This window comes from Frankia umida (genome assembly GCF_023242945.1).
In the GTDB taxonomy this organism is placed as follows: Bacteria; Actinomycetota; Actinomycetes; order Frankiales; family Frankiaceae; genus Frankia; species Frankia umida.
Map to the genome: position 1 here is coordinate 46,035 of NZ_JALKFT010000026.1, position 15,107 is coordinate 61,141.

General features: G+C 73.0%; 10 protein-coding genes. 3 read left to right on the top strand and 7 right to left on the bottom strand.

Annotated features, from left to right (window positions below; translation table 11 throughout):
• Nucleotides 1-11: 11 nt before the first annotated feature.
• Nucleotides 12-1,949: an adenylyl-sulfate kinase gene (gene cysC / locus MXD59_RS20345; protein ID WP_248826226.1), complete on the bottom strand. Its 1,938-nt coding sequence runs from the start codon at nt 1,947-1,949 to the stop codon at nt 12-14.
• Nucleotides 1,950-1,984: 35 nt separating this feature from the next.
• On the opposite strand from cysC, the gene MXD59_RS20350 reads away from it, so the two are divergent.
• The 3 genes from MXD59_RS20350 (at nt 1,985) to MXD59_RS20360 (ending at nt 5,099) form a co-directional block, all read left to right on the top strand.
• Complete coding sequence (locus MXD59_RS20350) at nt 1,985-2,782, top strand: 3'(2'),5'-bisphosphate nucleotidase CysQ (protein ID WP_248826246.1); 798 nt, start codon at nt 1,985-1,987, stop codon at nt 2,780-2,782.
• A gap of 158 nt (nt 2,783-2,940) precedes the next feature.
• Nucleotides 2,941-3,855, top strand: coding sequence for a sulfate adenylyltransferase subunit CysD (gene cysD / locus MXD59_RS20355; protein ID WP_248826227.1), 915 nt, complete (start codon nt 2,941-2,943; stop codon nt 3,853-3,855).
• The gene (locus MXD59_RS20360; RefSeq protein ID WP_248826228.1) at nt 3,855-5,099 is read left to right on the top strand and encodes a sulfate adenylyltransferase subunit 1; all 1,245 of its coding nucleotides are present in this window, start codon (nt 3,855-3,857) and stop codon (nt 5,097-5,099) included. The genes cysD and MXD59_RS20360 overlap by 1 nt, the downstream gene beginning before the upstream one ends.
• Before the next feature lie 142 nt (nt 5,100-5,241).
• Here MXD59_RS20360 and MXD59_RS27665 read toward each other — a convergent pair whose 3' ends face one another.
• The 6 genes from MXD59_RS27665 to MXD59_RS20390 form a co-directional block, all read right to left on the bottom strand.
• The gene (locus MXD59_RS27665) at nt 5,242-7,500 is read right to left on the bottom strand and encodes a hypothetical protein (RefSeq protein WP_248826229.1); all 2,259 of its coding nucleotides are present in this window, start codon (nt 7,498-7,500) and stop codon (nt 5,242-5,244) included.
• A complete protein-coding gene (locus MXD59_RS20370) occupies nt 7,497-7,808 on the bottom strand; it encodes a hypothetical protein (RefSeq protein WP_248826230.1) in 312 nt (103 codons plus the stop codon). The genes MXD59_RS27665 and MXD59_RS20370 overlap by 4 nt, the downstream gene beginning before the upstream one ends.
• Nucleotides 7,809-7,969: 161 nt before the next feature.
• The gene (locus MXD59_RS20375; RefSeq protein ID WP_248826231.1) at nt 7,970-8,737 is read right to left on the bottom strand and encodes a pyrimidine reductase family protein; all 768 of its coding nucleotides are present in this window, start codon (nt 8,735-8,737) and stop codon (nt 7,970-7,972) included.
• 210 nt (nt 8,738-8,947) lie between these two features.
• The gene (gene treZ, locus MXD59_RS20380) at nt 8,948-10,720 is read right to left on the bottom strand and encodes a malto-oligosyltrehalose trehalohydrolase (protein ID WP_248826232.1); all 1,773 of its coding nucleotides are present in this window, start codon (nt 10,718-10,720) and stop codon (nt 8,948-8,950) included.
• A gap of 107 nt (nt 10,721-10,827) precedes the next feature.
• Nucleotides 10,828-14,133: an FtsK/SpoIIIE domain-containing protein gene (locus tag MXD59_RS20385; RefSeq protein WP_248826233.1), complete on the bottom strand. Its 3,306-nt coding sequence runs from the start codon at nt 14,131-14,133 to the stop codon at nt 10,828-10,830.
• On the bottom strand, nt 14,133-15,074 hold the full coding sequence (locus MXD59_RS20390) for an HlyD family secretion protein (protein WP_248826234.1): 942 nt from the start codon (nt 15,072-15,074) through the stop codon (nt 14,133-14,135). The genes MXD59_RS20385 and MXD59_RS20390 overlap by 1 nt, the downstream gene beginning before the upstream one ends.
• Nucleotides 15,075-15,107: the final 33 nt, after the last annotated feature.

Here is a 15,107-nt window from a genome sequence, read left to right on the forward strand (position 1 = left end):
GGCGCCCGAGCTCAGTCGGCGGCGAGCCAGCCGGCCAGGCGCAGATGGTCGAGCACCCGGTCGACGGACTCCTCGGGCGAGAGCCGGGCGGTGTCGACGGTGACGTCGGCGTCCTGCGGCACCTCGTACGGGTCCGAGACACCGGTGAACGCGGGGATCACCCCGGCCCGGGCCTTGGCGTACAGACCCTTGCGGTCACGGGCCTCGCACACCTCGACCGGCGTCGCCACATGGACGAGCACGAAGCCCCCGCCGGCCGCGCGGACCATCGCCCGTACCTCGGCGCGCACCTCGGCGTAGGGGGCGATCGGCGCGCACACCGCGGTGCCTCCCGCCCCGGCGACCTGCGCCGCGACGAACCCGATCCGGCGCACGTTGGTGTCCCGGTCGGCGCGGTCGAAGCCGAGGCCCTTCGACAGATGGGTGCGCACCACATCCCCGTCCAACAGGGTCACCCGGCGCCCACCCTCCTCGAGCAACCGGCAGACCAGCAGACCGGCCAGCGTCGACTTGCCGGAGCCGGACAGCCCGGTGAACAGGACCGTCAGCCCCCGCCGCAGCCGCGGCGGCACCGCCCGGGTCAGTTCGGCGGCCACCGTCGGCGGGGTGAGCTCGGCGGGAATCGGCCCACCGCTGTCGAGCAGCGAGGCGAGCTCGTCGCGCCCCGGGGCGCCGATCGCCGGACCGGTCAGGCTGCCGGTCAGACCGTAGGCGCTGGCCAGTTGGGCCCGCTCGGCGGTGAGCCGGGACAGTTCGGCCGCCTCCAGGCCAAGGTCGACCGGTGTGCCAGGGTTGACCGGGGTGCCGAGATCGCGGGCCGCGCCGGGTTCGGCGTCGACACCGGCGCCATCCTGGCCGGGTGTCGGGACGCCGTCCCCGTTGCCGCCAGCGGTGGCAGCGCCGGCAGTGGCTCCGGCGGCGGCCCCGGTGCTGGCCGGCCCGCTCAGGACCGTCGCGCTCAGGCCCGGCTCACGCGGCGTCACCAGCAGCGGCGAGGGCAGTGCGGGGACGAGCACGAGCAGGCTGCGTCGGCCGCGCGTCGCATCACCGGGCGCGGGACGACGGTAGGGGTCGGGCGTCGGCTCACGGTGGCGCCCCGATCCCCCGGTGCCCAGGGCGTCGGAGGCCACCGCCTCGGAGGCGAGCGTCGCCTCGGAGGGGCGCAGCGGCGCGTCGACGGCGTCCAGCGCCGCCAGCAGGCAGCGCACCCGCAGATGGTGGCGGGCGTCCGCCGGGTCGGCCCCACCGACCGGGGCGAGCACGACGCAGCGTTTGCCCTGCCGGGTCAGCGCCCGGATGCGTCCGACGTCCGCGGTGTGCAGCAGACCGTCGGCCCACACCGCCCACGCGGCACCCTCGCCGACCTGGGGGCCGATCCAGCCGCGGGCCCGTAGTTCCGCGCGCAGCTGGTCCGGGGTGAGCCGCAGGTCCGGATGGTCGGGGTGATGCGGCAGCCGGATGCCCTCGAGCTCACCGACGAGGCGTACCGGCCCCGCCCCACCCTGCCCCGCCCCGCCCTGCCCCGTACTCGGCGCCGGGATCGTCGCCCCCACGTGCAGGGCGGCGATCATCACGCCCTCGGCGTCGCGCAGCGCGACGCTCGACCCGGGCGCCGGCACCTGCGGTGTCGGGTCGAGACCGGTCGGGACGATCAGGGTCGGCACCGGGACCCCGGCCACCTCGTCCTGCGCCGGGTAGCCGGGATGCGGGCCGTAGGCGCCCACGAGCAGCAGCTCGAGCCCGGCGAGCTGCGCCGGCGTGAGGGTCAGCGACGACCAGTCCCGCGAGGCCGAGGTCAGCTCGGCCGCCCGGGCCGGGCCGACCAGCGTCAGCAGCGGATCACCGCCGGCGGACGCCGCGGGATGGCCCGCGGACCCGGTCGAGCCCGCGGCGGGGTCCGTCGGGGAGACGACGTGACGATCAGGATTCGGAGCAGAGGTGGCACTCACACTCGCGACCGTAGCGGGTGACAGACTCCCCTTCGATGAACACCGACGACACCAGCCAGCCGGCTCGCGTTCCCGTCGACATCGCGAGCGACGAACTCGACGACAATGACCTGGCCCGGCGTTTGGCCACGGATGCCGGCAAACTTCTGCTCAGGATCCGCGACGAGGTGGGGTTCGCCGAACCCGCCACGCTGCGCGACGCCGGGGACGCCCGCTCGCACCAGCTGCTGGCCCGGGCCCTGGCCCGCCACCGGCCGCTGGACGCGGTGCTGTCCGAGGAGGGTGTGGACGACCCGGCGCGGCTGGCCGCCGAACGCGTGTGGATCGTCGATCCGCTTGACGGCACCCGCGAGTTCGCCGAGCCCGGCCGCTCCGACTGGGCTGTCCACGTCGCGTTGTGGGAACGCGGTGAGCTCGTCTGCGGCGCGGTCGCGCTGCCGGCGCTGGGCATCACGCTGCCGGCCGCCGCCGCGCCGCAGACCCGGCCGGTGGTGAGCCCGCCGCGGATCGTGGCCAGTCGCACCCGAGCCCCGCTGCTGGTCACCCAGGTCGCCGAGGCGCTGGGGGCGACGATCGTGCCGATGGGGTCGGCGGGCGCGAAGGCCGGCGCGGTCATCCGCGGTCAGGCCGAGATCTACCTGCACGCCGGGGGCCAGTACGAATGGGACTCCGCCGCGCCCGTGGCTGTGGCGAGGGCGGCCGGCCTGCACACCAGCCGCCTCGACGGCTCGGCGCTGCGCTACAACCAGCCCGACCCGCTGCTACCGGACCTGGTCATCTGTACGGCGCCGCTGGCCACGGCCGTGCTCGCGGCCATCGCCGCCGCCGGATGAGCTCCCGGGCGAGTCGCCGGGTGATCAGAGTGCGCCCGGTGGGCGTCTGGTGACAGCCGTGTGACGTGGGTGAGCTGCTTAACGGTGGCGAAACCAGCCTACGGACGCTGGGGTCGGCTAGTTTGGACGGATACACCGGCTCGACGAGGGGTATCCGCGTGCCTGTCAGGGGTTACGAGCTCACCCATCTGCAGATGCTCGAGGCCGAAGCGATCCACATCTTCCGTGAGGTCGCGGCCGAGTTCGAGCGTCCCGCGTTGCTGTTCAGCGGCGGCAAGGACTCGATCGTCATGCTGCGGGTGGCGGAGAAGGCGTTCTGGCCCGCGAAGCTGCCGTTCCCGCTGCTGCACATCGACACCGGGCACAACTTCGACGAGGTGCTCGCGTTCCGCGACCATCGCGCCAAGGAGCTCGGCGCCCGCCTGATCGTCGCGTCCGTGCAGGCCGCGATCGACGCCGGCACGCTGACCGAGGACACCCGCCCGGGCGCGTCCCGCAACCAGTTGCAGACCCCGGTGCTGCTCGACGCGATCGCCGACAACCGGTTCGACGCGGTCTTCGGTGGCGCGCGCCGCGACGAGGAGAAGGCCCGGGCCAAGGAGCGGGTGTACTCCTTCCGCGACGAGTTCGGCCAGTGGGACCCGAAGAACCAGCGTCCCGAGCTGTGGTCGCTGTACAACGGCCGGCACCGGCCCGGCGAGCACATCCGGGTGTTCCCGCTGTCGAACTGGACCGAGCTCGACATCTGGCGTTACATCGCCCAGGAGCGGCTCGAGATCCCCTCGATCTACTACGCGCACAGCCGCGACGTCGTCGAGCGCGACGGCATGCTGCTCGCGGTCACGCCGCTGACGCTGCCCCGCCCCGGCGAGACCGCCGTGCCCCGCCGCATCCGCTACCGGACGGTCGGTGACATCACCTGCACCGGTGCGGTCGAGTCGACGGCGCACACGCCCGAGGAGGTCATCGCCGAGGTCGCGGCGACCAGGATCACCGAACGTGGTGCCACCCGCGCCGACGACCGGGTCAGCGAGGCCGCCATGGAGGACCGCAAGCGGGAGGGGTACTTCTGATGGCCGAGCTGCTGCGCGTGGCGACCGCCGGATCCGTCGACGACGGCAAGTCGACGCTGATCGGCCGGCTGCTCTACGACACGAAGTCCCTGTTCACCGACCAGCTGGCGGCGGTCGAGCGGACCAGTCGGGAACGCGGCGACGGCTACGTCGACCTGGCGCTGCTCACCGACGGCCTGCGCGCCGAACGTGAGCAGGGCATCACCATCGACGTCGCCTACCGCTACTTCGCGACCCCCCGGCGGTCGTTCATCCTCGCCGACACTCCCGGGCACGTGCAGTACACCCGCAACATGGTCACCGGCGCCTCGACCGCGGACCTCGCGCTGCTGCTCGTCGACGCCCGCAAGGGTGTGGTCGAGCAGACCCGCCGGCACGCCTTCCTCGCCTCCCTGCTGCAGGTTCCGCACCTGGTGCTGTGCGTGAACAAGATGGACCTCGTCGACTTCGACCGGGAGATCTTCGAGAAGATCAAGGAGGAGTTCCGGCATTTCGCGGCGAAGCTCGAGATCGTCGACGTCACCGCGATCCCGGTCTCGGCGCTCAGTGGCGACAACGTCGTCTCGCGTTCGCCCAGCACCCCCTGGTACGACGGCAGTTCGCTGCTGCACCATCTGGAGGAGCTGCACATCGCCTCCGACCGCAACCTCATCGACGTCCGGTTCCCGGTGCAGTGGGTGGTGCGTCCCCGCAGCGAGGAACTACCCGACTACCGCGGCTACGCGGGGCAGGTCGCCGGCGGTGTGCTCAAGCCCGGCGACGACGTCATCGTGCTGCCCTCGGGTCTGACCACGCGGGTCGCCGGGATCGACAGCTTCGAGGGCCCGGTCGACGAGGCGTTCCCGCCCATGTCGGTGACCGTGCGCCTCGAGGACGACCTGGACGTCTCCCGCGGCGACCTGATCGCCCGCCCGAACAACCAGCCCACGGTCGGCCAGGACATCAACCTGATGGTGTCCTGGATGGTGGACGCGCCGCTGCGTCGCCGGGCCCGGATCGGCGTCAAGCACACCACCCGCTCGGTGCGGGCGATGGTCACCGACATCTCCTACCGCGTCGACATCGACACCCTGCACCGGGACGAGACCATCGACACCCTGGGCCTCAACGACATCGGACGGATCGCGCTGCGCACGACGTCCCCATTGTGCTACGACCCCTACCGCCGCAACCGCACGACGGGCAGCGTGCTGCTCATCGACGAGGTCACCGGCACCACCCTCGGCGCCGGCATGATCCTCTGAGCCTCTCATCCTCGGACCCTCGGCCGGCGGCGTGCCGTGTTCGGCCGGCCGGCGCCGATCGAGCTGAGCCGCGTCCTGCGCTGACCCCGGGTCGGTGACCGCGTCGACCGGTGCGCGACACGCCCGGTTCGGATCCCGGAGCTCATGCGTCGGGCCGAAGGGCACGGTCGGGTGGGACACGGGTATCGCCCGCGGCGGCGAATCCGGCCAGCATGGGCAGCCGGTCGTTGTTGGCGACCATGGCCGGCGACTCCAACCAGGCCCGGTAGGCGCCGCGCTGACGCGGGGTCATCGCCGCCACCGCCAGGGGTGCCCCGGTGGCGTCGAGAAAATCGGTCCGCGCTCCGGTGATGAAGCCATCCTGATGCGGATCGCCGGTGTAGGTGCGGTGCCGCCCGGCGTCATCGGTCACCGTGACGGGCCGAAGCGGATCGCTGGCGCGCCGCGCCCACAGCAGCCGGGCGCTCGACTCGTAGACCCCGACCCAGTCAGGCAGATCGCGGGCGGCCGCCCGCAGACCGGCCAGGACACGGCGGGGGCCGGCGGTGCCGGTGTCCCGGTATCGCTGGCGGATCGCGATCTCGAGCGCGTCGACGGTCAGCCCGACCGTCATCCTGGTGATGGTTCCCGAGGGGTTCGACGGTTCGATGGACGTCGCGACCGTGGCCAGCAGTTCCAGGATCGCGCCCTGGCGACGCCGATGGGCGGCACCGGACGCCGCATGGTCACGCACGACATCATCGGCCGCGTCGACCAGCACCTGGGCGAAGAACGTCTGCGCTCGGACGGCCTGCAGGTAGCCCAGCGCGCGGGGACTCGAGGGATAGCCACCGGCAGGCTGGTTCCAGCCTCGGGTTCGGGCCGCCAGCCGAGCCTCGAGATCGACGCCGTAACCGGCGGCGTCACGGGCCAGCGAACCGGCCAGCGCACCACCGCGCAGACACTCCCGCAGCAGCGCCCGCCAGGCGGCGGCGGGCACGTCCGCCAACCCGTCGGCCGGGTCCCCGCTGTCGGCCCGACCCGGTACCACCGCTGTCACCGTCGCGTAGAGCTCGTCACGGTAGGTGTGCAGCACCGGGACGAACGCCGCCCGCAGCCGCAGCGGCAGTGTCGGTTGGTCGGTCGCGGCCATCGTCTGGACGAGCCGCCCGACGAAGGCCGCGCTGCCGGCCGGATCGGCGGCCCGCGCCGCCGGCGAGCCAGCCGCGGCGATCACCCGTGACCAGGCGGCAAGCGTCGCCGCTGGCAGGGTGGCGACCCGCACCGGCAGCCGCAGCGCGCCGATCATCGACGCCCCGACGGCCAGCTCGACATGACGTGCGGCGACCTGTGCCACCAGCGCGGGCTCGAGCCGAATCGCGTCGAGCAACGCCACCTGGTACGCACCGGCCCGCAGCCCGTCGTCGACCGCCTGCGCACGGATGCCGGCACCGGTCACGCGCGGGTCGGTGATGCCGTCGCCGGCGCCGAAGGTCAGCCGGGCGAGCCGGTCAAGCAGGGTGCGGTCGAACCGCCCGGCGCCGAGCAGGGGAGTGAGCAGCACCGCGTCAACCCGGTCGGTGCGCCCGGTGACGTTGAAGCGGCCCAGCCAGGCATCGTCGAGACCACGGAACCGGCTGTAGGCGGCGAAGGTGCGCCCCAGCAGCGCGTGCGCCTGCGGTTGGTCCACGCCCGAGGTCGGCGGCGGCCGGTGACCCAGCGGCCCCGGGACGTACCCGGCCAGCCGGGTGAGCAGAGCCGCGAGCCCGGCCGGACCGAGCGTGTCGTAGAAACCGGCGACGAACTCCGGATCGTTCGCCCGCGCGCCCAGCAGCCGCAGCGCCGCCGGCCGGGCCCCGCCACCCTCGCTGGCGCCGCCGGTACCCCCCGGGCCGCCGACGCCAGACGCGCCGGGCGACCCCAGCCGCCGGCCTGCCCGAGCATCATGGCCGCTGCCGCTGCCGCTGCCGCTGCCGCTGCCGCTGCCGCTGCCGCCGGAACCGGAACCGGAACCGGAACCGCCCGTCAGTAATGTCGCCGCCGCCCGCCCCGCCACCCACGCGGCCGTGTGCGCCGACGCCGTGCGCGCCATCACGGGCAGCACGTGAAGGTCCCTCGCCGCGAGCGACACCCGTGGCAGGACGACGTCGGCCCGCTCGGCGGCGCCACCGCGGTCGGTCAGGGCACCCGCCTCGGTGTCGAACGCCGCCGCCAGGCGCAGGAGCTGCTCGACGAACCCGGCGAGCCCGGCCAGCCCCGCGGCGAGGGACGCCGCTCGCTCCAGCGCCCGGGCACCGGCGCGAAGTGCCTGCGCCGCCGCTCCCACCGCCCTCGCGAGACCGCGTAGCCGCACCGGATCGACGAGCACCCGGCCAGGCTCCGCCCCGGCCGCCGTGCGGATCGTCAGGCCGTGGGCCGTCACGACGCCGGACCCGCCTGCCGCCCGGACGGCGACGACAGCGGGGACGGCGGGGACGGCGGCGGAGGTTGGGGTGGACCGGTGGCGAGCCCGGCCTGCTCGCACAGGCGCACGCAGCTCGCCAGCACCGCCGCGGCCTCGACGGCCAACCGGCGCAGCCGCTGCGCGGCCTGCTCGGCCGCGGCGCCCTCCCAGGCCGCGACGCCGGCAGCGTTGACCTGATCAAGGGCCTGCTCCACCTCGGCCTGCACCCGCCGGGCCACCGCCAGGGCATCCGCCGTAGCCGCCCGGGCCGCATCGACATCCGTCATCGCACACCACCGTCAGGATCAGGGTCGGGGTGCGGTGACCGTAACAACGACAGGCGGGGTCTCGCCGGCCGCGCACCGGCGCTGTGGACGACGACACCCGGCGACCACCGCCGACCCGCCCCTGTGGACAACGCCCGCCGGACTGACGCGAGGGGTTCGTGTCAGGGACCGCACTGGCCTCGCTGGTAGCGCAGGAACAGGCTGCCGTCCTCGGTGAGAACCTGGGTCAGCCGCAGGGGGACGGGCCGCGCCCAGTCGTCGCCCATCGTGATGCTCTTGTGGCCGGGGCCGGCGAGCAGGGGGGCGACGGTCAGGCACAGTTCGTCGAGCAGGCCGGCCGCGGCGAGCTGGGCGTGCAGGGTCGGGCCGCCCTCGAGCAGCACCCGGGTCAGGCCCCGTTCGGCCAGCGCGGCGAGCGCGGCGCCCGGCTCGACCGTGCTGTCGCCACACAGCACGACCTCGGCGACCCGCGCCAACGCCGCGCGCCGGTCGGCGGGGGCGTCGGCACAGGTCAGGATGATGGGGCGTACCTCGGTGTCGAACAGCCGGGCGGTCGGTTCCAACGCCGCCGACGCGGTGACGACCGCCACCGGCGGCGCGGCCGCGAGTCCGGTGGCGACCCGCTGCTCCCGACGCTGTGGCGGGATGACCACCGGGCCGTAGTTCTCATGCCGGACGGTGCCGGCGCCGACGAGCACCACGTCACACAACCAGCGCAGCATCCGGAACACCTGCCGGTCGCCCTCCCCGCCCAGCGGGCCGGAGCGGCCGTCGACCTCGGCGGCGCCGTCCGCGGCGCTGACGAAGTTCGACCGCACGTAACTGTGTGTGGCGGCCTTCTCCGGATAGGCGTACGCCTGGTCGAGATCGACCTCCCCCCGCGGGGGGACGGCCGGTGCCGGTTCGGTCTCGGAGAACAGGTAGCGCACGGCGCCGACTGTATCCGCCGGCGGCCCCGCGCCACCTGTCTGTCGCCGACGAGGCGGGGCCCTGCGACGATGCGGGTATGGGAACCTACGTCGTCCTGCTCGTCATGGTGCTGCTGGTGGGGCTGGCGGTGCTGGGTGGGCTCTACGCCTACCTGATGCGCGACCGCACCCGCCGCTGACACCCGGCCGGGTGCCCAGGCGGTGCGGCGGTCAGCCGGCGGGGTGTTCGGTGGGGAGCAGGCGGGTGATGACGACCGACTCGCCGTCGAGTTCCACCCGTCCGGGCATGTAGGTGAAACCGGGGGTGGAGGCGGCCGGCGCGTCGAACGGGACGCCGTCGAGCGGCACCGCCTGACGTTCGTCGGCGAAGTTGACGACTATCGCGACATCCCCGCGGCGCACGACCAGCCAGCGAGCCTGCTCGTCGAAGGTGCAGGCGACCGACGACCAGGCCGGATCGGTGAGCGCGGGCAGCCGGCGACGCAGGCCGATCAGCCGGCGATGCCAGTCGAGCAGGCTGCCGTGGCCGGGGCGGGTCGGCTCGGACCAGTCCAGCCGTGACCGCTCGAAGGTGGCCGGGTCCTGTGGGTCGGGGACCTGCTCGGGGCCCCAGCCGTGGGCGGCGAACTCGGCGCGGCGGCCGTTGCGGACCGCGTCGCCCAGGTCCGGATCGGTGTGGTCGGTGAAGTACTGCCAGGGCGTGTGCGCACCCCACTCCTCACCCATGAACAGCATCGGGGTGAGCGCCGAGGTGAGCAGCAGCGCGGCTCCGATACGCAGCAGACCATCGCTGAGCTGCGTGGACGAACGGTCGCCGAGCGCCCGGTTGCCGATCTGGTCGTGGTTCTGCAGGAACGTGACGAACCGGTAGGCCGGGGTGGTCGCCGGCATCGGCCGGCCATGGGAGCGGGCCCGAAACGTCGAGTAGCCGCCTTCATGCACGAAACCCCTGGTCAGGGCATGGGCGAGGGTGGCGAGTGAACCGAAGTCGATGTAGTAGCCCTGCCGCTCGCCGGACAGCGTCGCCCACAGCGCGTGGTGGGCGTCGTCGCACCACTGGCCGTCCAGCCCGTAACCGCCGGCTTCGGGGGCGACGACGAGACGCGGGTCGTTCAGGTCGGACTCGGCGACGGCGAACAGCGGACGGCGCTGCTGGGCGCCGAGCCGGTGCACCGACTCGGCGATCTCCTCGAGCAGGTGCAGCGCCCGACTGTCCTGGAAGGCGTGCACCGCGTCCAGCCGCAGGCCGTCGCAGTGGTACTCACGCAGCCAGGACAGGGCGCTGCCCAGGATGAACGCGCGCACCTCGTCGGAGCCGGGCGCGTCCAGGTTGACCGCCGGGCCCCACGGGGTGATGTAACGGTCGGTGAAGTACGGGCCGAACCGGTTGAGGTAGTTGCCGTCCGGTCCGAGATGGTTGTAGACCACATCCATGATCACGCCGATGCCGTGGGCGTGCGCGGCGTCGACGAACCGTTTGAGCCCGTCCGGCCCGCCGTACGGCTCGTGCACGGCGAACAGGCCCACCCCGTCGTAACCCCAGCCGTGCCGACCCGGGAAGGCGTTGACGGGCAGCAGTTCGACCGCGTCGATGCCGAGTTCGGCCAGGTGCGGCAGCTTCTCGATCGCCGCGTCGAAGGTGCCCTCGGGGGTGAACGTCCCGATGTGCAGTTCGTAGAGCACGCTGCCGGCCAGGGCGATGCCCCGCCAGCTCGCGTCCGTCCAGGTGAAGGTGGAGTGCTCGACGAGCCGGGAGCGCCCGTGCACGCCGTGGGGCTGCCAGGCCGAACGTGGATCGGGCAGTTCCTGGTCGTCGCCGTCGAGCACGTAGGCGTAGTCCGCCCCGTGCCTGGCCGACGGCACGTTGATCCACCACCAGCCCCCGCGCCCGGCGGACATCTCGTGGGTGGCGTCGCCGGTGGCCCCCGCCACGACGAGGCTGACCGTCTTGGCGTCCGGGGCCCACAGGCGGAAGGTGCTCATAGGCTCCTGTCTACCGTCCACCGAGGTCCGACATGCCGTGACAGTGACAATCGACCCCAACCGAAGGTGCCCGTTCGTCGCGCTTCGCTCCCGGCCTCGGGTGGATGTCAGCCGCGGGGGAGGCGCTCGGCGAGGTCGGTGAGCCAACCGGGCGCGGGAATGCGGTAGGGGCGCAGGCGTCGCTCGGTGTCGTCGTCGACGAGCAGTGCCTGGCCCGGACGCAGGCTCGCCGTCCGCCGTCCGATCAGCGCCTGGACCCGGTGGTCGAAGGCGTCGGGCTGGCGGCGGGTGAGCACCGGGCCGAACTCGTTGGTGAACTCGCCGTGGACCTGGCGCTGCGCACCGGGGTCGAGGGTCGCGATGACGAAGACGCCCACGTCGGAGCCCTGTGTGAGCAGGACGTCGAGGGGCACACCGAAGCCGCTCGGACGGTAGCCGCGAGGTGAGTCCCGCAGCCCGCCGGGGCAGCGGTTCAGGCCGTTGATCAGCAGAAAGTGCGCGTTCGTGGCGAGGTCCACCCGGTGGGAGTCGTCGCCGTGGCGGCCGCGTACCTCGTCGGCGAGGGCACTGACGTGGGCCAGCGCCTCGCCCGTGGGCAGACGGGTGAGACCGGGCAGGAGCACGGCGAGTTCGGCGTGCACATGGGTGTACTGCGCGGAGGGTCCCGTACCGGTGAAGTCGAGCACCGAGATGGCGCCGGTGCCCGCGGGGGTGCGTCCGATACCGGCGAGGGCGAGGCTCGCGGCCACCGAGGTGAGTACGCCGACGTTGGCCTCGTCCTCGCCGATGACCAGCAGGCTGCGCCGCGATCGCGCGCCGAAGTCCAGGCCGACCGGTCCGGACAGCCCGGTCGGCTCGCCGAGCCAGACCCGCACCGCGGCAGCGGGTCTGGCTGGCCCCGGCGTGACCGTGACCGCGGCGGAACCATCGAAGGCCGCGTTGTGGGTGATGTCGCCCGGCCGGTCACCGTCGTAGACCGCCGGTCCGCGGGTGAACCCCCGGGCATGGGCCAGCCGGCTCATCTGGTCCAGTCGGTCCGCACGGGTCTGCCGATCCTGGAAGGCGACCTGGAAGGTGGTGTCCGAACCGAGTTCGCCGGCACTCGGGTTGTAGATTGCCTCGCCGCGGGAACGCAGTCGGCTGGCGGCGGGATTGTTCTCGGCGAGGATGCGTCGGCTGATGTGCTCGGGGCAGCGCAGCGCGATCCGGACATCGATCTGACCCATGATGTCCGGACCCAGGTACACACTGCTGCTCGGCGTCTGTGAAGCCATCAGCACGCCGATGCCGAAGGCGCGCCCCTGACGGACCAGGGAACTCAGGCAGTCCGCCGCCGTGCGGGCGATCAGGTCGTCACTGTCGAACAGGACGTGGTACTCGTCGATGACCAGCAGTACGCGGGGGAGGGCAGGCTCGTCGCGCAGCGGGTCGCCGGGGCCCGCCGCGGCGCGCGCCTGGCGGTAGCCGGCCAGGTCCTGCACGCCGTACCGGTTGAACAGCTGCTCACGGTAGCGGGACTGGGCGAGCAGGTCCCGCAGGGTCTCCAGGCCGAAGTCGCGTTCGCTGCGCACGGAGACCACCCGAGCGTGCGGCAGGCAGCGCGTCGCGTACTCCTGGAACTCCACGCCCCCTTTGAGGTCGACCAGGTAGAGCTCCAGCTCGTCGGGGGAGTAGATGGTCGCGGCGGACATGATCAGCGTGTGCAGAAGCGTCGACTTGCCGGAGCCGGTCGTGCCGGCGATCAGGGCGTGCTGACGGGTGTCCTCGCCCAGGCGTAGCGCCTGCACGTCGTCGAGCCCGTAGATCCCCAGCGGTATGACGAGCCCGGCGGACGCGTCACCCTGCCACCACGAGTCCGGGTCGCCGGGAAGGATCGGTCTGGTGGCACCGGGAACACCGCCGACCGGTTGCCGGCCGGACGCGGGCGTTCGGCCGGCGGTCGGCATCCGGGCCGGCGCGGCCAGCGCGAACATGCGTTCCACCGAGACGACGACCAGACCCGCGTCGCGTGCCTCGTCGGCGACGCGGTCGACGATGGTGCGCAACGCCTTGGACGGCTCCCAGCGGCCCTCCCGAGGACGGCCCAGCTCCAGTCCCCAGCCGCCGATGTCTGCGGATTCGGACGAGGCCGGCCCGGAGGGCAGCGGTGTGGAGGGCGGTGGTGTGGACCATGCCGGGCCGGGCCGGACCTGGCCGTCGGCGGTCAGCTCCAAATGGTGCGGATGATCGGTGTCGTCCGCGTTGATGACGAGCACCGTGTAAAGCCCGCGGCTCGGCCCGTTGGACATCACCTGGTCGACGCGCAGCAGGCTCTCCGCGGTCCGGAACCCGTTCGGGAAGTCGAACAGCACCACCACGTGGTACGGCTCCGGGCGTGCGGCGACCTGCTGGTTGTACTCGGTCAGGGAGCTCAGCCGGTCCGGGCCGAGCAGGTCACGGTCGACTCGTTGGATGCGCCTGATCAGGTCGGACAGGCGCCGTTCGATGTCCGTCGTCGCGTGCACCGGGGCGTCCATCAGCTGGACGTCATCCGAGTTGAGCCCGACCAGGGATCGCACGCTGGTCCCCAGCGCCAGCGGGTCGATGACGCTCAGCCGAAGCTGGCCGGGAGGCACGGCGGCGAGCATTCGGCAGACCATGCCGAGCACGACGTCGGCGTGCTCGGGATCCCTGCGCACCGCCTTGATCACCAGATTGGTGGTGGCCGGGAACGGGAACTGCGCCGGTATCGAGATCGGCTCGCCACCGTAACCCCGCCGGGTGTGGTGGCCGATCCGCACGGCGCCCAGCGGCTTGTGCGGCGTCGACCAGTCGGACCAGTCGGCCTCCGCCGCCCGGTCGAGCTCGTCGAGGTCGGCGATGGTGTTCGCGAGCACCGGACGCAGCCGGGCGAACTGGGCCTGCCAGCGTTGCCGCACCGCGCTCACCGCCGCATGATGTTCATCGATGGCCTGTTGGTCGGCCTGCTCGGCCTGCTGGTCGGCTCGCGCGTCGGCGGCGGCGATCAGCTGGTCGGCCCGGCGGGCCGCGCTCACCGCGATCCCGGTCCAGTACCGCTTCCTGCGCCAGATCGAGCGCAGCCGCAGCACGGCCAGTGCCAGCACATCGACCAGTTCGAGCAGATCACAGCCGTCCACCGCCGCGAGTTCACGAGGGGACGGCTGCGCCCGCTCCCACAGGTGCGCCCGTGGCCCGAGAGCCTCCCGTGCCTGTGCCAGCAGCGGGCCAAGGTGGGCGTCACGCCAGCGGGCGTTGTCCCGTCGGGTGTCACCGCGCACCTCGCTGATCTTCCTGCGTTGCGTGGTGAGCTGGGCGTCGGCTTCCGCGGCGCTGCGCGTCGCCTGCCGTAGGGCATGCTCGATCTGGGCGCGGAGTGCGTTCAGCCGGTCGATGAGGGGGACTGGCTCATCCATCAGTCGTGCTCCCAGGACTCGGGTGGATCGTCGCGGCTGAGGTCGTGCTCGATGCCATGGATGGACGTGCTGACGTCGGTGGCGTGGTGCGCGATGGCGCGCAGATGTTCCACCAACGGTTCCGCGAAGCGGTCGTGGAAGCGACGGCCGACCTCGTCGGTCCAGCTCCCGGCCAGCGTGGCCGTGCCGAGACCGAAGCCCGCGCTCAGGTCGAGCAGGTTCCGCGAGACGGCCCCGATGTCGCCAATGTCGAGCAGGTCCCCGGCCCCGCCGACATCCACGTCGAACGCGGCGTTCAGCGCGCTCGCCGCCGCGCTGGCCCGGGTGAACACCGCCTCGCCGAGGTACTGGTCGAGCACGTCGATCAGCACACTGATCAGGAACGAGGCATCGGTCGCCGGTTCCTGAAACCGGGTGATCGCGCCGGTGACAGCGCTGGCGGCCGCCACCTGCTCGCCGGCCCGACCGTGGACGGAGCGGGCGAACAGTAGTCGGCGCTCGGCCTCGGCCAGCGCGGCGACGGCCCACCGCAGCTCCTCCTGCGCGCGGACGAGAGCACGTCGGGCGGTGGCGATCTCCGCCTCGGCCCGGGCCAGGGCGGCCTGCTCCGCCCAGGTGTCGGCGGGCTGGAGGGTGCCGTCCTCGTCCCGCGTGGTCCTTGCCTGGGCCTGCGTCAACGCGGTTCGTGCGGCCTCGACCGCCTGGGTGGCCGAGGTGAGTCCGGTCTCCGCCCGTCGCACGACCTGCTCGGCGAGGCGGCGGGCCTGGGCGGCCGCGTCGGCCCGGGCGCGATGGGCGGCCAGGTTCTGATCCGCCCGTGCGGCCGTCCGCGCCGCGGCGGCGGTGATGCGCACGGCGGCCGAACCAAGCCGGGTGGCCGTGCTCAGGAGCAGTCCGAGGTGGGCGCTGAGCACACCGGGATTGACGACAATGAGTACCACGACAGGTCCCCCGACACCGTCTCGTTGACCTGC

Coding starts and splice junctions, on each gene's coding strand:
- MXD59_RS20350 (WP_248826246.1), top strand. CDS start 1,985: ATGAACACCGACGACACCAGCCAGCCGGCTCGCGTTCCCGTCGACATC.
- MXD59_RS20360 (WP_248826228.1), top strand. CDS start 3,855: ATGGCCGAGCTGCTGCGCGTGGCGACCGCCGGATCCGTCGACGACGGC.
- MXD59_RS20370 (WP_248826230.1), bottom strand. CDS start 7,808: ATGACGGATGTCGATGCGGCCCGGGCGGCTACGGCGGATGCCCTGGCG.
- treZ (WP_248826232.1), bottom strand. CDS start 10,720: ATGAGCACCTTCCGCCTGTGGGCCCCGGACGCCAAGACGGTCAGCCTC.
- MXD59_RS20385 (WP_248826233.1), bottom strand. CDS start 14,133: ATGGATGAGCCAGTCCCCCTCATCGACCGGCTGAACGCACTCCGCGCC.